Origin of the sequence: Eisenbergiella sp. OF01-20 (assembly GCF_003478085.1) — a bacterium.
In the GTDB taxonomy this organism is placed as follows: domain Bacteria; phylum Bacillota; class Clostridia; order Lachnospirales; family Lachnospiraceae; genus Eisenbergiella.
Map to the genome: position 1 here is coordinate 78,857 of NZ_QUES01000007.1, position 18,576 is coordinate 97,432.

Annotated in this window: 15 protein-coding genes; 5 read left to right on the forward strand and 10 right to left on the reverse strand. The window is 49.6% G+C overall.

Annotated elements, in window-relative coordinates:
* Positions 1 to 38: 38 nt before the first annotated feature.
* Positions 39 to 3,449, reverse strand: coding sequence for a glycosyl hydrolase 115 family protein (locus DXA36_RS11135; RefSeq protein WP_118679125.1), 3,411 nt, complete (start codon positions 3,447 to 3,449; stop codon positions 39 to 41).
* 261 nt (positions 3,450 to 3,710) lie between these two features.
* On the opposite strand from DXA36_RS11135, the gene DXA36_RS11140 reads away from it, so the two are divergent.
* The 5 genes from DXA36_RS11140 to DXA36_RS11160 all read left to right on the forward strand — a co-directional run bounded on the left by DXA36_RS11140 (position 3,711) and on the right by DXA36_RS11160 (position 8,014).
* Positions 3,711 to 4,562, forward strand: a complete 852-nt coding sequence (locus tag DXA36_RS11140; RefSeq protein WP_147366576.1) for a helix-turn-helix domain-containing protein — start codon at positions 3,711 to 3,713, stop codon at positions 4,560 to 4,562.
* A gap of 28 nt (positions 4,563 to 4,590) precedes the next feature.
* Complete coding sequence (locus DXA36_RS11145) at positions 4,591 to 5,286, forward strand: response regulator transcription factor (protein ID WP_118679129.1); 696 nt, start codon at positions 4,591 to 4,593, stop codon at positions 5,284 to 5,286.
* Positions 5,287 to 5,378: 92 nt separating this feature from the next.
* A complete protein-coding gene (locus DXA36_RS11150) occupies positions 5,379 to 6,302 on the forward strand; it encodes an ATP-binding cassette domain-containing protein (RefSeq protein ID WP_118679131.1) in 924 nt (307 codons plus the stop codon).
* Positions 6,295 to 7,065, forward strand: a complete 771-nt coding sequence (locus DXA36_RS11155; RefSeq protein ID WP_118679133.1) for a hypothetical protein — start codon at positions 6,295 to 6,297, stop codon at positions 7,063 to 7,065. Before DXA36_RS11150 ends, DXA36_RS11155 begins: the two co-directional genes overlap by 8 nt.
* A gap of 34 nt (positions 7,066 to 7,099) precedes the next feature.
* Entirely contained in the window at positions 7,100 to 8,014 is a 915-nt protein-coding gene (locus tag DXA36_RS11160; protein WP_182479014.1) for a sensor histidine kinase, read from the forward strand.
* Positions 8,015 to 8,042: 28 nt separating this feature from the next.
* Here the strand turns inward: DXA36_RS11160 and DXA36_RS11165 are convergent, their stop codons facing one another.
* The 9 genes from DXA36_RS11165 to DXA36_RS11205 form a co-directional block, all read right to left on the reverse strand.
* Positions 8,043 to 9,029, reverse strand: a complete 987-nt coding sequence (locus tag DXA36_RS11165; protein WP_118679137.1) for a glycoside hydrolase family 43 protein — start codon at positions 9,027 to 9,029, stop codon at positions 8,043 to 8,045.
* Positions 9,030 to 9,094: 65 nt separating this feature from the next.
* The gene (locus tag DXA36_RS11170; protein ID WP_118679139.1) at positions 9,095 to 9,379 is read right to left on the reverse strand and encodes a helix-turn-helix transcriptional regulator; all 285 of its coding nucleotides are present in this window, start codon (positions 9,377 to 9,379) and stop codon (positions 9,095 to 9,097) included.
* Positions 9,376 to 9,744: a type II toxin-antitoxin system RelE/ParE family toxin gene (locus DXA36_RS11175; protein WP_243114622.1), complete on the reverse strand. Its 369-nt coding sequence runs from the start codon at positions 9,742 to 9,744 to the stop codon at positions 9,376 to 9,378. The genes DXA36_RS11170 and DXA36_RS11175 overlap by 4 nt, the downstream gene beginning before the upstream one ends.
* A 201-nt stretch (positions 9,745 to 9,945) precedes the next feature.
* Positions 9,946 to 11,652 (reverse strand): sensor histidine kinase, encoded by a 1,707-nt coding sequence (locus DXA36_RS11180; protein WP_118679141.1) that lies wholly within the window; start codon positions 11,650 to 11,652, stop codon positions 9,946 to 9,948.
* Between the two features lie 46 nt (positions 11,653 to 11,698).
* Positions 11,699 to 13,186: a response regulator gene (locus tag DXA36_RS11185; protein WP_118679143.1), complete on the reverse strand. Its 1,488-nt coding sequence runs from the start codon at positions 13,184 to 13,186 to the stop codon at positions 11,699 to 11,701.
* A gap of 26 nt (positions 13,187 to 13,212) precedes the next feature.
* Positions 13,213 to 14,100, reverse strand: a complete 888-nt coding sequence (locus DXA36_RS11190) for a carbohydrate ABC transporter permease (RefSeq protein ID WP_118679145.1) — start codon at positions 14,098 to 14,100, stop codon at positions 13,213 to 13,215.
* Between the two features lie 25 nt (positions 14,101 to 14,125).
* Positions 14,126 to 15,016, reverse strand: a complete 891-nt coding sequence (locus DXA36_RS11195) for an ABC transporter permease (RefSeq protein WP_330425015.1) — start codon at positions 15,014 to 15,016, stop codon at positions 14,126 to 14,128.
* Positions 15,017 to 15,084: 68 nt separating this feature from the next.
* The gene (locus DXA36_RS11200; RefSeq protein WP_118679147.1) at positions 15,085 to 16,806 is read right to left on the reverse strand and encodes an extracellular solute-binding protein; all 1,722 of its coding nucleotides are present in this window, start codon (positions 16,804 to 16,806) and stop codon (positions 15,085 to 15,087) included.
* A gap of 111 nt (positions 16,807 to 16,917) precedes the next feature.
* Positions 16,918 to 18,429 (reverse strand): alpha-N-arabinofuranosidase, encoded by a 1,512-nt coding sequence (locus tag DXA36_RS11205; RefSeq protein WP_118679149.1) that lies wholly within the window; start codon positions 18,427 to 18,429, stop codon positions 16,918 to 16,920.
* Between the last annotated feature and the right edge of the window lie 147 nt (positions 18,430 to 18,576).

Sequence of the window (18,576 nt, forward strand, 5' to 3'; positions counted from 1 at the left end):
CAAGTTCGCCGCATTACATCCTATAGATTTTATGCGGTTCAACCATTCCACCCGGCATCCAGCGGCGGAAGCTCCTCTCCTTTTGTCAGATACAGTCTGTCAATTCTCAGGCCTGACGCCAATGGACACACCTGAAGGATATGCTCTCCCGGCGCCGCCGTAATCCGGGCGGCGGGCACCCACCGGTAGATCTGCTCCGCTTCATAGCGGAACAGGTTTCCTTTGCTATACAGTTCCTCTTCGGGAAGCATCCTGCCGTCGAATCCCATGGCAAAAAAAGCTTCCTCTTTCCTATTAAACTTGGCGAGCATCCAGATGCGGTACATACCGCCGCCGCACCGGAACCGGTAATTCAGGGAAGGGGCCTCCTCCGCCGTTTCCCAGCGCAGGCTCCGATCTCTGATATACATTGCCAGCCCGCTGCGTCCAAAGGATTCACTGCTGCAGTATTCCCAGCCAAAACCTTCCGTCCAGGCCCGGGAGGAACCGGAAAGCGCCATGGCGGCATCGATACGTATCGTGCCGGACACTTCCTCCGGTCCCTTTTTTCCGGCCTTCAGATACCATTCCGGGCTTATCGGTGCCGCATAGGCTTCCGGATATTTTATAAGAGAAGTGACAGCAAGGCTGTCCTCCCTGCTTATTACCGGCGCATATTCCACCGGTCTCGGCTTCAGGGAAATGTCCCCGTAGAACTGGTTTTCCCAGGCCGTCAGATCCCACAGCTCCGGAAGCCTCTGATCCCCGCCGGGCAGGCCCAGGCTGTTCTCCTTCCTTTCTCCCTGATATATCACAAATCTGGTAAAGGCAAAATAGCGGTCCACCGGATAAAAGGACAGGTGATGCAGACCTTTCTTCATCTCCGGAAGCTTCCGGTACAGCCGATCCACGTTATTGAGTACATTCTGCTTCCAGTTTCCCCTCCATTCATCGTTGGAGAAGGATTCCACAATAGCCACCGGGCCATCGTCCACCGATATCCCGATCCGTATCCTTCCCGTGGCATTCAGGGAAGGAAAACGGTGGATTTCCAGCAGGGCGCCTTCTGCCGGCGTATCCTGAGTCAGGTAAAAAGGATAGGTGAGCGCCTCGGCAGCATCCGGCCTGCCTCCTTCTCTTTGCTGCCTGTCAGCTGCCGCCTCCACCAGATTTCCCCGGCACCGTCCCAGACGGCGTATCACACGGAAGCCGGGTGACACGGCAGTATCCGCTTCCACGGAAATTATGCCGCCGTCCTCCGTATTCGGGCAGTCCGAAGGAAAGATGCGGATACAAACGGGAATCCGCACTTCTTCCCCTTCCGTCCTGTCAATTACCACCATTTCCCCCTGTCTGTCCCTGTCAAAGCACTTCGGAGACAGCAGGATCCTTTTTTCGGAGCCGACCCGGCCGCTCGTCTCCGAAACAGACAGCCACTCCGGCGCATAAATGGAAAATTCCAGTTCTCCGTGTCCTGCATTCCCGATTTCGATCCATTTTTCACCGCGTTTTACAAAGGAAAGGGAATCCTCCCCGTTCCACACGGTGATCAGCATCCTGCGCTCCCCTATTTCCAGCGGGGGCGTACATACCGGCATCATGGCGGCCCTGGGCGGCGGGAAACCTTCCGGATTCAGGATGCCGTCCCATTTTCCGCCGGACATGGTTTTGTTATAATAGTGCAGCATTTTTCTCCTGGCATCGTCATATTCCATGGATTTGCGGGTGTATAAACGGGCCGCCTGCATTTTCCCCTGTTTTACACACAGGGTGCTCCGATCCCCATAATAAAACTGGCAATTGGTAAAATAGGCGGCATGGATCCGCATCAGCACCAGCTGGAAAAACGCATCCTTTTCCGCTTCCGGAAGCTGGCCGTATATGGCATTTCCTTTTCGGAACAGCTCTTCATATTTATGGATCCGAACTGCGGCTTCGTCGCCGTAAGCGATCTGGGAAAAGGCATCGTAATCCATATTTTCCAGTTTTATCACATTGGTCAGCTGGGAAAAATCATTGAGCAGGGCAGCCGTTTCCCTACCATGCCCGCCGCTGAAATTGCGGTCGATCCAGTCGGCCGCATAGGTATCCACATCCTCCGTGAGCGCGTCCTCCCTGCCGATCTCCCAGGCCAGACGCAGGAAAAATTCTATTTCCTGTTCCAGCGGCTTCATGGCCCCGCTGTTCAGGACCCACAGCTTTCGGATCCCTTCCGCATAAGCCTTCTTCAGCTCGTTGCGCGTATGGGCAAGGGGAATGGAGCAGAGGAACACATAGGACATACCCGGAGACGCCCAGTAGGAATTATGATAATAAATCCCGTTTCCGCCGCTGCGGTGCTGTTCCTTTTCCGAAGGATAGCGGCGGATATAGCCGTAGTTATCATTTGCCCATACCAAAGTCATGTCCTCCGGGATTTCCAGACCGTTGTCATACAGCTCCAGCACCTCTTTATAGGGAATAAAGGTCATCATGGTATCATGGCCCAGGGTTTGGGAGAGAATGCCGCGCTGATCCCGGATAATGGTTTCCAGAAGCTGCGTTTTTGCCTTTCTTTTCTCTTCCTCCGTCTTTCCTTCCAGCGTCTTCGTCTCAAAGCCGGAATCATGGATCCCCCGCATCCCCAGCGTATAACAAACCTCAAATTCCCGGTTCTGTTCCACACTTTCCCGCCAGTATTCCTGCAGGATTTCCCGGTTTCTTCCCGGGATGGAATAATCATAAACCGCATCCTTCCAGCCCTTTGACGCGATCCAGGGATACCATTCCCTGTTGTTGGAACGCATGAGCATGTCGCAGTGGGACGTTCCCACCACGATTCCCATCCGATCGGCAAGCGCACCGTTTTCCCGCTTCTGGTTAAAGGAATTGACATGCATGGCGGGCCAGATGTAATTCCCCTTCAGGCGCAGGAGAAGTTCAAACACCTTTTCATAGGTTTTCACGCCGATGGTAGGCTCTCCCATATGCTTTTTTACCCAGTCCTCCAGCTCCTCCTCGTCATTTATAAAAATCCCCCGGTATTCCACCGATGGGTAATCCGTTTTATCATACCCCTCCGGCAGACGGATTTCCTCCTTTTGCTTCACCGGCACATCCGCCCAGAAATACCAGGGAGATACGCCAATGGCTTCACAAAACGTATAGATGCCGTATATGGTCCCCCGCCGGTCCGTCCCCGCGATCACCAGCCTGCCGCCGCGGACGCATTGTATATAAGCCTCCTTACGCAGGTTCCCATCCTCATCCTGAAGCCGGCTGCTGTCAATATATGCCCCGATTTCTTCCGAACATCCCAGCGTTCCCGCCAGGATCTCCGGAACGAATGCCTCTCCCTCCGGGGCAGGCGTCCCGCCCAGAACCTTTGCCAGATCCGTCTCCAGGTTGAAAACCGCGATTTTTACCGCTTCCGTTTCTTTTTCACTGACACGTACCCTGTATCGCTGTCCGCGCGTTATCTTAAAATCCATACGCGTCTCCTTTCTTTTCCGGTAAGCGTTCAGACAAATCTGAACGTTTACCTTTTCCTCCCGCTTTCCCCTCTATCATATCTCAAGAATATTGAGTTATCTGTAACTTTATTGGCAAAAAGCTTGTATATCTTGACTTCCTTTCCTCTGATCTGGTAAGCTACTGACAGGAATAAAAATGCTCCGCCCGGCCGGTCCGTTTTCCGGCCGGACATACACTTGCGGCATACCGGACAAAAGGGCGCGGCCCGGGAGGCAGACATGGTAGATAAAGTAATAACGGCTTATTATCAGTTACATTCCGGACCGGGCTACGATTTTGTATATACGGTTGACAACACGCCCAGAAATGATTCTGAATTCCGGCTCCATAACCACGATAACCTGTACGAAATATATCTGTTTCTTTCCGGGAATGCCGAATTTCATATCGAAGGGAATATTTACCAGGCCCACCCCCATGATATTTTTATCGCCAGGCCCTATGAAATGCATCATAATGTGTTTCTGACTTCCGATAAATACGAACGGATTGTTATTTTTATCAGCCTGGACTTCTTTCATAAGAACGGCTGCCCGGAGCTGGAACGCTTTTTCACGGAGCGCACGCTGGGGATGGGCTGCCAGATCCCGGCCAGCATCGTCAATGAGGAGATGTACCATCTTCTCATGAAAACCAACCGTTATCTCCAGGACGGCGCGGAAGGCATTGCCAAATGTGTGCTGACCGAGTTTCTGTATCTTCTCAATCACATACAGGAGCCGCTGACCCTGCCCCGGGTACCGGATGAGAGGATACAGAACCTTCTGATCTATATTAACAGCCATCTGACACAGGAGCTTACCCTGGATCACCTGTCCCAGACCTTCTATATCAATAAATACCATCTGTGCCGGATATTTAAAACCATTACCGGTTATACCATAAACCAGTATATCAACCACAAACGGCTTCTGCTGGCCCATGAGCTGTACAAGAGCGGGCAGTCCCTGCTGGAAGCAAGCAGCAATGCCGGCTTTAACAATTATGCCCACTTCTACCGCATGCACCGGAAGGAGTTCGGCACCAGCCCGAAAGCCCAGGCCGCGCTTGCCGGCCATGACAGCCTTTAACCCCTGCCCCCTGTAAGAGGAGTCTTATATGAACAGCAAAATACTAATCATCGAGGATGATGCGGATATCAACCATCTGGTAAAGAAAATATTGGAACGGGAGGGCTATGAAACGGAAACCGCTTTTTCCGGCACAGAAGGCAGGCTGCTGCTTCAGCTGAATTCCTATGACCTCGTCCTGCTGGATCTGATGCTTCCCGGACTCTCCGGCGAAGAGCTGCTTGCCGAAATCAGGAAAACCCGGCATATGCCCGTCATCGCCCTTACCGCCAAAGCCGGCCTGTCGGATAAGGTCCATGTACTGGGTGCCGGGGCCGATGATTACATGACCAAGCCTTTTGAAAAACAAGAGCTACTGGCGAGGATCCAGGCCCAGCTGCGCAGGGCGGGAACCTATTCCGGCCCTAAAACAGACGGCATCCCCCCGGAAAAGCTGGTCTGCCGGGAACTGGAATTATACCCGGAAAGCCGCAAGGTACTGCTCAGGGGCAGGGAGATTTCCCTTACCGCCCATGAATTCCTCCTTCTCCAGCTGATGATGTCCCATCCGCAGAAGGTGTTTTCCAGAGAAGGACTGTACCAGTCCGTCTGGGATAACGGCTTTTACGGGGAGGATAATGCCGTGAGCGTGCATATCAGCAATATCCGCAAAAAGCTGGCCGCCATAACCTCCGATGAATATATAAAAACCGTGTGGGGTATCGGCTATAAGATAAACGGGTAATGCATTTTCTTTAAACTTTCTTTATCCTTTCCATAGGACTGCTTAGAAAGTTTTGGCTATCCTTAGGGAAGAACAAGAAAGGAGTACTTCTCATGAATGATATGGTACTGACAATGAAGCAGGTGGAAAAACGTTATCGAAACGTTCCGGTACTGCAGAATATTACGATGGATATCCCGAAGGGCGCCATCTATGGGCTGGTAGGGAACAACGGCGCCGGTAAATCCACACTGATGCGTCTGGTGTCCGGGCAGAGCCGCATGGATCGGGGTGAAATACGGCTTTTCGGGAAAATACCCGAAGGAAAGGAACAGCGGGTGCGTCACCGGATCGGAACCCTGATTGAGGAACCGGGGTTTTACGGAGAGCTTTCCGCCGTGCAGAATCTGGAGTATTACCGTCTCCAATACGGGATTCCGGAAAAGGATTCCATTGACCGGCTCCTGGATATTGTGGGGCTGGGACATACCGGGAAAAAGAAATACCGGAACTTTTCCATGGGTATGAAGCAGCGTCTCGGCCTCGCCCTCGCCCTTCTGCCTTCCCCGGAATTCCTGATTCTGGATGAACCCATCAACGGGCTGGATCCGGAAGGAATCCTGGAAATCCGCAATACCCTTCTGCAGCTGAACCGGGAAAACGGCATCACCTTGCTGATTTCCAGCCATATCCTGGCGGAGCTGGAAAATGTGGCGACGGAATACGGTTTTCTTTCCCGCGGGAAGCTGCTGGAACAGATAACGGCAAAGGATCTGAAGGATAAATGCGGCACCTGTATTCTGCTGGAAGTAGGGGATCCTGTACAGATGAGCGTGATCCTGGAAAAAGAGCTGGGCATTACGGAATATAAGCTCTATCCGGACGGCCATTTTTCCGTCAGTGCGCCTCCTGAAAAAAAGGAAGCGATCAGCCGGGCGGCTGTCCAGCATGGGATCAGCCTGCATTCCATCAGCGCACAGACTATGGAACTGGAAGATTATTATATGAATCTGATGGGAGGGGAAGCGAATGCTTAATTATATGAAAAGCGAATGGTACCGGCAGTGCAATAACCGGGGGCTGCAGATCACTTTCCTGATATGTCTGGGGCTTCTCGTCCTTATGACCGCCGTCCTTGCCTTTTTCGGGAGGCAGCCGGGGTTTGCCTATGCCAGCACCGGTTTTGCCCTGAGGGGAATCTATACCTCCATGTCCGGCATTTTCCCTCTGACAATGGTATTTGCCGCCTTCATGGAAAACAATTCCCGTACCAGACAGTCTCCCCTGAAAAACAGCGTGGCCTTCGGAATTCCCCGCAGCACCATATACCTGGGGAAATTCCTGGTGCAGCTGCTGGTGTGTACCGCAATTTTCCTCCTCCTTCCCGCCGTCCTCTCCCTTTTATCCTGGCTGTTCCTCGAACACAGCAACGAGGGGGAATGGTATTATCTGGCTCATTCCATGATCGGGGGGTATCCGCTGTGTGTTTTCATGCTTTCCGTCTGTTTCTGCTTTCTCTTTAATATCGGAAACAGCATGTCAGGTATTATCCCGATCTTCGTTATCGTATATATCCTGCCCAAGATTTTTCTTCTCCTGGGTATGAAATATCCGGTTTTTGCAGAGATTTCCCAATGGTGTCCCGTAAGTATGCTGGATCTTTATTTTGACGAAAGCGGCATTCATTTTTACTGGGATACCCCTGCCACACTGCTGCGCACCTATCTTGCCGGGCTGGGCGGGACCCTGATCTTTCTCTTCGCCGGCTTATATTGGCTGAACAGGCGGGAAATCAAATAATTCGTAACAGTTCAGACGAGAAATGAGGTTTGTTATGACAGGTAAGCTGCTGTGTATCTTTTTATTCCTGCTTGTCCTGGCGCTGTCCATGCGCCTTATTTCCCTGCGCAAGGCACTCCGGCTGATCCGGGAGGATCTGAAGGAAATCAACGACGGGGATTTCCCCCGCCGGCATTTAACCGTGGAAACCCCAGATTCCTGCCTGCAGTCCCTTGCCGGGGAAATGAACCGGTATATGGACACGGCCTGGGCCAGAAGCCGCCGGGAAAGGATACGGGAACAGGAAATGCGGGCTGAAATCACCAATATCTCCCATGATCTGCGCACTCCTCTCACCAGTATTCTGGGATATCTGGAACTGATCGAAGAGGAAGCATTAAGCGACGAACAGAAAGAAAATATGGATGTGGTGCTACGGCGCGCTTCTTATCTGAACCAGCTGATAGCCCAGCTGTATGAATTCAGCCGCCTGGAAAACGGGGAGCTTCCCCTGAACCCGGAAAGGCTGGATGTTTCCTATCTTTTTAAGGAACATATCCTTGCCTGTTACGGGGAATTCGAAAAAGCCGGGCTGGAACTAACTCTGCAGCTGCCGCAGCAGCCTGTGTGGGTAATGGCCGATGAAGGCGGACTTAAGCGCATTTTCCATAACCTGACCTCTAACTGTCTGAAATACGGCAAAAAGCAAGCCTCTGTTTCCCTGGAATGTACAGATGGCCGGGCAGTACTGACCTGCCGTAATGCGGCGGACGGGCTGACCCCCGGAGATGCGGAACAGATATTCCACCGTTTTTACCGGAAAGAAGCCTCCCGGAATGCCCAAAGCAGCGGCCTGGGGCTGTCTGTGGCAAAGCTGCTGGCCGAACAGATGGGAGGCGGGATGGAAGCCCGGCTGGAGGATGGGATGCTGGCGATACGCCTCCTGCTGCCCTGTGATCCCCTGTCATAACAGTTCAGAAGGCCCTTTGTGCCCTGCCCTATTCTTTTTCTCCGTACGGCCCTTTATCGCTGCCGTCTTCCGTGTATTTGTTATACATCCAGTTACCCGTCACTTCATTGCGGATATGCAGCCTGCCGAAGTCGTCTTCCATTTCAAACAGAAGCATGCGCTCCTTTCCCGGCCGGTTCGGGGAATGCAGACACATCATCAGGGTTCCGTCAAACCGGGTAAACAGCATAGAATGGCCGCCGTCCTGGCTGAACAGAGGCTCCGGCTCCTGTTTCCACGGCCCGGTAATTTCCCCCGACACAGAACGGGCAAATCCGCAGGTATAGGCCGTATTGGAAAAGCTGGTCCAGAGCATGAGCAGTTCTCCGTTCTGCGCCCGGTACAGATACGGGCCATCTGTTACCCTTGCCCATCCCATTTTGGGCTGCGGCTCCGTCAGCTTCCATAATTCCTTGTCGTCCGTGAAACGCCAGGGCGCCTCGGATGCCCGGAACAGGATGACAGGCTCCCCGATGGAATCCGACAGATCTTCCTCCATACGGACAGCGCAGATTTGCCCGTCCTGCACCTGGATCCATTCATGGCAGAATACCATCCATGGCCTGCCCTGCCGGTCCTCATACAGGGTCCCATCCAGGCAATGCCAGTTTTCAGGGGTTGCGGGTTTGTTTTTCTTCGGAAGGAAAGGGCCTCTGGGCGTTTCCGCCTCCAGGAACTGGCAGCCCCGGTATCCTCCCGGCGCCCGGAAGGAGCTTACCAGATAGTATTTTCCTCTCCAGAAATGACATTCCGGTGCCCAGAAATCCAGCGGCCCCCAGTAATCCTCCCCCGGTTCAAAAACCGGATAGCTTTCCGACCACCATACAAGATCGTCGCTCTCCCTCACATTCACAGCCCGTCCTCTTTGTCCCGGCCTTTCAAAACAGTCGTAAAGAAAATACTTTTTCTCTTTTTCCCAGGGTACTATACATACATCCCTGGTGTGCAGATCCTTTACATGAATTTTTTCTCCCATATGCGTCTCCTTCCTCTCCCTGCACAGCCTCTCCTGCGCCTTACAACAATTCCATACCTTCCCGGTTACTTAAACTGTACATTTAAGTTTTTCCCCAAAGCTTCCGCAACTTTCGCTAAAAAATCCAGACTGGGATTGTAATTCCCGCTTTCAAGGCGGGATATATTGCTTTTTTGTGTTCCCACTCTTTTTGCCAGCTCCGCCTGGGTCATATTCTGTTCCTTTCTTGCCGCAATGATTTGTTCAACCGCCTCATAACGCGGTCTTAACTTTTCATATTCCAGTCTGAATTCTTCATCTTTGAGCATATCAATTTTTATTCGTTCGAATGTAACACCCGGGTTACTCATGGTTCAGACCTCCTTTTATAATCTTCCATATACATTCTTGCCCTGTCAATTTCCATTTGTGGGGTTTTTATACTCTTTTTAATAAATCCATGCAATAATATATATCTTCCGTTATAATACGTGAAATAGAATATTCTTGCAATATCTCCTGAAAACTTTATTCTTAACTCATATAAGCCTTTGTTTTGCTTCCCTTTTATTGGTTTTACAAATGGTTCTTTTAAATCAGGCCCCATATTTTTCAGTAATTCTATATCACTAAATGCTTTTGCCCTTAATTTAGGTGTAATTGAAAACAAAAAATCTTGTACTGGTATTCTCCCGTTTTCTTTTATATAAAATTCAACTTGAAAAATTTTCTTCACTTCCCTTCTTTCCTCATGTTATCATATATGATAACATGAAGAAAGACAATTTACAATACAAACTCAAGTCAAATCCCCCGCGGCAGTCGCCAAGTGGATAATAGAACCTACGGTTCTATACGAGTGCATCCCATGCCTCCTACCACAGGTACAGAGGCCTAAGCCGGACCCGCTGAACAGTTGCGTTTTTCTCTTTTATAGTCAGAATAGCACCTTTTGGGCGGGAAAGCTATAAGGAATCCGGATCTGGATTCTCGTATCTTCTCCTGCTTTGCTGCGGATTTCAATTCCGTAATCCTCTCCGTAAAAAATACGTATCCTGTCGTTTACATTCTTCAGCCCATATCCCTTCGATTCCTGGTTTACCGCCTGGTTTCCCTCTTCTGCGGCAAACCCTTGCCCGTTGTCTGTGACAGCAAGCAGCAGTTCCTCTCCCTCTTTTTTAATAAGGATACGCAGCAGGCCCCGTCCGTCCCGTTTTTTATCGATTCCATGCTCCAGCGCATTTTCAATCAGCGGCTGCAGTATGTTGCATATTACCTGGCAGGGTTTGCAGGACTCTTCGATTTCACATACCGCATCAAAGCTGTTATTGTGCAGAGCCAACTGAATGTTGATATAGCTTTGGGCATTCAGAAGCTCTTCTTCTATTGTTGTGGTTGCCTTTCCGCTGTTCAGGGCTGTCCGGTAAAAAGCCGATATATCTCTGCTTATTTTGGCAATTTCCATTTCCCCGGCCCTGATAGCGCTCCAGTTGATAAAGGAAAGGGTGTTATACAGGAAATGGGGATTCAGCTGGGCCTGAAGCATTTTGAATTCCGCCTCTTTTTGAATAATCTGGCTTCGGTACACCTCATTTACCAGGATGTTCAGCTTTTTAATCATTGCACCGAAGGCATTGGTAAGCTGTCCGATTTCATCCTCCGCTTCCGATGTTACTTCAATGGAAAAATCGCCTTCCTCCACCCTGCGGATATGGCTGCGCAGCCCTTCCAGCGGGCCAAGCAGCCAGCGGCACAGCAGCCAGCTCATCAAAAGACAGAGAAAAACAGCGAGGATCAGCACAAGTAAGGTAGCCTTTAATATAGACGGATCGTTTATTTCCATCTTCCTTTCAGGAACAAAACAGAGGGAGTTCCACCCGGTTTCCGGTATATCGTTCACAAACAGAATATACTTTTCTCCGTCCAGCCTGACCTCCTGATAGGTTTCCGCATGTCCATAATCCGCATAGCCCTGCATTCCGGGACTTTCGAAGATGATATGTCCGCTGCCGTCAGCCAAAATCAGCTGTTTCTCCCCGGCCAGCATCAGGCCAAGCGATTCGGATATACGGAACTCTATATACAGTACATTCGTCACCCCCGTCCCCTGCGGAGGGTATTGGCATACCGCCGTTAGCTTGCCGTCACTGACTTTATAGCGCAGCAGCATACGGCCGGAGCTTTTGTCATACTCCGGCAGGCCTTCCAGATCATAGAGATAGCGGGAATGTCCTTTCAGCGTCTCATTATCCGTATAAATTTTAACAAGCAATATATTAGAATGAGAGCTTACAATTCCCTCAATTGTAGGCTCCATACTATTTTCAAACATCAGATATTGCTGATAGTAACTGATATTTTCCGTATTCAGGCATTGCATGATTTCAGAATTGTACAGAAGGCTGGAAATCACGGTCTGGCTCTGGGCGATCTGGCTGTTCAGCATGGTATTTGCCTGCCAGATCTGTTCTTTCACACTCTGCTTTTCCTTATCCAGCAGATTATTATGGGCCTGGTAATACGAGTAGATCCCCAGCGGGATCAGCGTAATGCTGGATGTTAGGAAAAATGCGGCAAACAGCTTTCGGGAAAACCTCGTATTCCGGATCTTTTTTTTCAGCCTGGGCCATAGTTTCATCTTCATTTTCCTCCCCCATTCCACAGCTCTTTATCCTTACCGGCTGCTATTCCTATCTGCCGTGTTCCCTGAACTGGGCAGGAGATATGCCCACATTATTTTTAAAGGTGATATTAAAGTATGAATAGTTCTGATATCCCACCTTTGCGGCCACCTCCGCTATCTTCATATTTCCGGAAAGAAGCAGTTCCTTCGCTTTGTCCAGCCGGGTCATTGTAATATATTTAATCAGGCTGACTCCCACCTCCTTCTTAAACAGATAACTTAAATAATAAGGGGACAGATACACTTCTTCGGCAATGGACTGCAGGCTGATATCCTCCTGATAACGCTGCTCCACGATAGCAATAACGGAACGTATTACTTTTTTCTGTTCGCTGCCGCCCGCCTCCTCCGCCTTATGCGCTTCCATAAACTGTACCGTAAGCGTGAGTATCATTTTATGGATCCCCGACAGGGAATTTTCCTGAAACAATCTGTCCAGATGGGTTTTAAAATCCCCATAAGGTATCCGGCTGTTGTCAAACAATCTTTTAAGGATATTGGAGTACAGATATTTCACATAAATCTGGGAATCCATAATGTGGGAACGAAGTTCCTCCCGAAGCAGCTTCAGATTTTCCGTCACATAGGGGAGATTATTGTTATCCACCCCATAGTAAATTTCTTTTATAATCCGTTCTATGATCTGTTCTGAATTCCCTGATGCCTTGTTGCTTTCATTCCCATGGAGCAGCTGGTTCCCATCCATGAAGAAGTGGAAACGCAGCATCTCTTCCATCCGCAGGAAGCTGTCCTGGAGTTCCCCGCAGCTGCCCGCTTCTTTTCCCAGTACGACACAGGCCTGCCGGATATTGCAGCTTTCCAGGAACTCCATAACTGCCGGATCCCCTTCTTCCCCCTCATCCAGAAGCAAAAGGATAATCCCCTCGCTTACGGTGATAATGCTTCGAAGGAGAACAAAATTATCCTTTACCCTCTCGTAAAAGGCGGCAATAGCCGTTTCGTTTTCATCCTGTATATCATAAAGCTGCAGCCGGAAGGTTTCGCTTCCCTCCAGCAGTTTAGCAAGCCATTCCGGCGCCGGCCCTTCTTTATGAAGGAAAGCCGCCATAACATCCTCCGCCCCTGTACCAGGGCGCTGCAGACGTCTGCTTTCCTCCTGTTCCCTGGTCACAGCCTCCACAACTTGGGCAAGGACCGTCTGGAATTCATCCGGATCGATCGGCTTCAGGAAATAGTGGAGCACTCTGTTTTCCAAAGCGGTTTTTGCATAGTCAAAGTCCGCAAAAGCGCTGAAAATCACTATTTTTAATCCCTTATAGGTTTGGTTTGCCTGTACCAGCAGTTCCAGGCCATCCATAAAAGGCATTTTTATATCCGTAAAAAGAATGTCCACCGTATTTTTTTCCAGGCATTTCATGGCTTCCTCACCATTTTCCGCCATATAAACCTGGAATTCATAGGGACTGCGTTCCAGCAGAAGGCTTATCCCTTCTCTCTCAATCCATTCGTCATCTGCAATTAATACCGACAGCATTTTCCCCTCCGTTACTTTCCGAAACCTTATTCCTTAACGGAACCAAGCGTTATGCCGGTCACAAAATATTTTTGCAGGAATGGATAAACCACTAATATGGGAAGCAGGGCGATCATAATTTTCGCCGCGTTCAGTGTCTTGTTGGAAGACTGCATGATATTTTCCAGCTGCCTGGGATCCGTAATATTGGTAGTATCCGTTGGTATGACCAGCTGTTGTATGTATGTCATCATCGGGACTTTGGACGGTGTATTGATATATATCATCCCGTCAAAAAAGGAATTCCACTGGTTTACAATACTGAAAAGAGTGATCGTGGCAAGACAGGGAAGGGAAATCGGAAGGAATATTTTAAAGAGAATATCCACATGAGAAGCTCCGTCCATAATCGCCGCTTCCTCCATACCGGGGCTGATGTTGCGGAAATAGTTCATCAGAAGGATAACATTATAAATCGGAACCGCGCCGGGAAGTACCAGGGACCAGAAGGAATTAATCAATCCCAGCCGGCTGACCGTCAGATACAGAGGAATCAGGCCTGCGGAAAACATCATGCAGAAGATCAGAATCCACATATATACATTCCGTCCACGGAACAGCTTCGGGGATTTGGACAGGGGATATGCCATCAGGACCGTCAATATAAAATTCAGGCCCCCTCCCACAATTACCCGCAGGACCGATACCCCAAAGGCGGTAAAGAACCCACTGTCCTTCAGCAGCATCTTGTAGGATGCAAGGGTAAAGCCTTTCGGGAGCAAAAACACTTCACCTGCCGCCGCCCTGGATTTATTGCTGAAGGAGAGGGACAGCGTATTCAAAAAAGGGATCAGACAGGTAAGGCTTACTGCCACAACTACTATAACAATCAAAAAATGTCCCAGTTTTTCTCCGGTTTTTTCTTTTATTTTCATGATCTGTACCACCTTTCCCGCTCTGTCAGAAAATCCGGTAGTTGGCAAATTTCTCCGCCAGCTTATAGGAAATAATAATCAGCAAAAAGCTTATGACGGATTTCATCATCCCCACCGCCGTTGCAAGGCTGAACTGGGCATTTTCCAGTCCCATACGGTACACATAGGTGTCAATGATATCTCCGGTCTGATATACCAGCGGATTATACAGGTTAAAAACCTGATCAAACCCCGCATTCAAAACATTTCCCAGACTCAGCGTCCCCACCAGGACTATGGTGCTCACAATAGACGGCAGCGTTATATAGAAAAGCTGTTTGGATTTGGATGCACCGTCGATGGCACTCGCTTCATACAGAGTGGGATCAATTCCCGCCAACGCGGCAAGAAAAATAATGCTGTTATACCCAAAGCCCTTCCATACATCGGATAGAACCACAATCGGACGGAACCAGAAATTGCTGCCCATAAAAATAATGGGGTCTATCCCGATCCCCGACAGGAGGGTATTCACAATTCCGGATTTGGAAAATATATCCGCGATTATGCTTCCCAGGATAACCCAGGATATAAAATTAGGAAGATAAACAATTGTCTGCAGTGTCCTTTTTAACAGTTTACATCGGATTGCATTGAGCATCAATGCAAAAACCAGCGGCACCAGCAGATTCAGGACCATCTTGGATACAGCAATTACCAGGGTGTTTACGAAAATCTGCCTGCTGTCAGGAAGCTGGAACATAAATCTGAAATTATCCAGCCCTACCCATTTGGATCCCAGAAGCCCTTTCGCCGGGAGAAAATTCTGGAAGGCCATAACAAGACCCGTAAGCGGTATCATATGAAACAGCAATATAAATATCATGCCCGGAGCTATCATGGCATGAAAAGTGATATTCGCTTTTCTGTTTTTCACGTTGCTTCCTCCTTACAACAGCCGGATGCCGCCCGCTGCAGACATCCGGCTGTCCTTACTATTCCTTATCAGCCCTGCTTCTTTATAATCTCAGTAGCTTCCTGCATAATCTGATCCCCGCCCAGAGATTTCCACTGGGAAACGAATTCGTCAAAATAATCCAAATCCTTTTCTCCTGTAATAATAGCAAGCAACGCTTCATTTTCCAGCTTTTCCAGAGAAGTCCATCTCGCTGTCATGGAATCCGTCATGGCAAAGAATACACAATTTTCCGCCACTCTGACATTCTCCATACTTGCCACTTCATACCCGCCAGTACGCGCCATATAGCCGGACCACTGGTCCCTGTTTGCCACTGGATCCTCTTTATATTTCAGCCTGGCCTCATACACCGGTACCATAACGTCACTGAGTATGCCGGGATCCTTTTTTTCTTCCGCTTCATTCAAAGCCGCATATTCCTTCGGCATATAATCCTGCTCGGAAAACTGGAGGTTAAGCGGAATAATGGTCTTTCCGTCGGCCGGGGTTCCCCTGTAGGGATAAGCGTAGCCTTCCGGCAAATCCTTTACAGGCTGAAGCCACTCGCTCAGCTGGCTCTGCAGCTTCATCAGAGCTTCCGGATGAGGGAAATCCTTTCTTACCACCGCCCAGTATGTATGGATTTCCTGCTGGTAGGTTTTAAACTCTCCGTTCTGATCAAGGGGACATAAATAAGGCTGCCAGTCCGCATCCGGATCATTATTTATACTGTCCTGCAATGTATAGGCCGCCCACCATGGCCCGAAAATAATACCGCATTTTCCTGCTGCCAGAGGGGCGTTGATGTCGTTGGGGTTCCTTACCGCAAATTCTTCATCAATCAGCTTATCCGCATACATCTGGCGGAGCGTTGCGAGCGCTTCCTTTGTTTCCGGGGCAATCGTTCCATACGTCACATTCCCGCTTTCATCGGTAAGCCACTGCCGGGGATAAGAGCCATAATAGCCAAAAACAGGATCCATTGTGTGATTGGAGTTATACAGTCCTCCCACCCGCTGGTCGCAGAGAAGGCCGATGGTATCCTTCTGACCGTTTCCGTCAGGATCCTCTTCCACAAACGCCTTTGCCACCGCCTGCAGTTCTTCCAGCGAACCGGGTTCCTCCAGCCCCAGCTTATCAAGCCAGTCCTTCCTGATCCAGGTAAAGGCGTAGGAATAACCGGGAACATAATTGGAAATAGCTTTCAGCTTTCCGTCGAACGTACACGTATCAAATTTCCGATCCCCATACGTATCCAGAACCGCCTTATTATAAGGGCTCATGCCTATTTCGTAGGCAGAATCTAAATCCGCCACCAAATCGGATTCCACAAGCTGGGATAACAGAACCTGGTTGGGTACCATCATAATATCCGGCATCTGGCCCGAGGTGATCGCAAGGCTGACCTTCTGGGAAAGCGCCGCCTCATCTACCGCCATCCATTCTACCTTTACATCCATATTCCAGCGCTCTTTATAAAGGCGGGTGAATTCATTATCCTCCAGCGTATCCCCTTCCGGCAGATTCATATCCTGCGGATTTCCCAGCCCGCCAATGGTAACCGTCAGTGTTTCCTCATAAGGATCATCCCACCCTTCCGGAACCGGAATTCCGTCGGAAGGCAGGTTTTCCGCCCCTGTACTGTCTGAACTGCTCCCGCTTTGTGTTCCTCCGCTTTGTGTTCCTCCGGTCTGTGCTTCCTGTCCGCATCCCGCTATGGAGACTACCATAGACAAGGTAAGCAGTACCGCCGCTATTTTCTTTTTCATCGCATATCCTCCTGCTTTTACTCATGAGCTCCCGGGCAGCTCCTGTAACATAATACTAATGGTTCGAAACCGCTCCAACAAGATTAGGTTTTTTCGATTTCTTTTTCTTTTTTATGCTTTTGTTCCCATTATCTTTTTTTCGTCCAGTATAATTTCCGCTACCGCACATGCCGGCAGGGTAAAACGTATTCCTCCATCCGTTATCTTGATATCCCGGAGCGTTTCGGGCTTTACCTTTTCCGGACAGTCAAATGTATTGTGCGCCGCCATGTCTCCCTGCAGAAGCCTGCCCTGCGTAGTCTCCGTGGTGTAACCCAGAAGATAGCAGTCGATTTCCTCCGATCGGCAGGGGGACAGGTTGCTTATTGTCAGATGAAGCACACCGTCCTTTATGGAAGCGGTATGGGACAGGGAGGGTATGCGGCTCTCTGCGTCCCCTATCTCATCTGTCTCCAGCCAGCTGCCAAGAAGGGCGGCATCCTGATGTCCCTTGTACAAATCAAACGTATAATAGGTAGGTGTAAGTACCATATTCTTTCCTTCCGTGAGAATGATTGCGTGGATTACATTGACCATCTGGGCAAGATTGGCCATTTTCACACGATCCGAATGTCTGTTGAATATATCCAGCGTAACTGCAGCCAACAGGGCATCCCTGATGGTCCCCTGCTGATATAAAAAAGCAGGATGGGTTCCTTCTTCGACTTCATACCAGGCTCCCCATTCATCCACCACCAGTCCTACTTCATGGGCCGGATCGTATCTGCTCATAATCTCACAATGCTTCTCAATCAGTTCCTCCATACGCAGGGCACGTACAAATCCCCGGTAATAATCCGCCAGTTCAAATTCAGCGGCTCTCTTTTTGTGCTCCCAGGTATTTGGCTGGGTATAATAATGAAGGGAGATACCGTCCATAAGGCGGTGGTTCCCTTTATACGCCGCGGTCCTCATAACGCCTTCCGTCCACCGGTAATCAGCCACATCGGCACCTCCGGCTATACAGTACAAACGGTTGTCCCCGTAATTCCGGCAGAAGGTACGGTAACGCCGGAATTCCTGCCCGTACTGCTCCGGCGTCATATTGCCGCCGCATCCCCAGTTTTCATTTCCCACTCCCCAGTACTTTACACGCCAGGCGGCAGGGTGTCCGTTTTGTGCCCGCAGTTCAGACATCGGGGATACCTCGTCAAAGGTCAGGTATTCGATCCAGTCACTCATCTCCTCTACCGTACCAGAGCCCACGTTTCCGCAGATATAAGGCTCGCAGCCAACCTGCTCACATAATTCCATAAATTCATGCGTTCCGAAGGAATTATCTTCCAGTACATTGCCCCAGTTTGCATTGACAAGTTTTTTCCGTTTTTCCCGGGGACCGACTCCATCTTTCCAATGGTAATAATCTGCAAAGCAGCCCCCCGGCCAGCGCAGTACAGGAAGACGGATACGGCGAAGCGCCTCAGCCACGTCGCACCGTATCCCTTTTATGTTCTTTATGTCGGAATCCTCTCCCACATAGATTCCTTCATAAATCCCTCTGCCCAGATGCTCCGAAAACTGTCCGTACAGTTCCTTATTGATTTTACTTTTTCTGTCCCATGCATTGATAACAAGCTTTGCCATATTTTTTCCTCCTCATCTCATCAGGCTGCATCGTTATGCAACCATATCTTAAAAGGATACGGCTTTGTTATCAATTTTAAATAATTACGTTTTGACTATTATTTTTATGGAAATAAATAGGGGTGGACTTGTAACCGTTTGAACGGT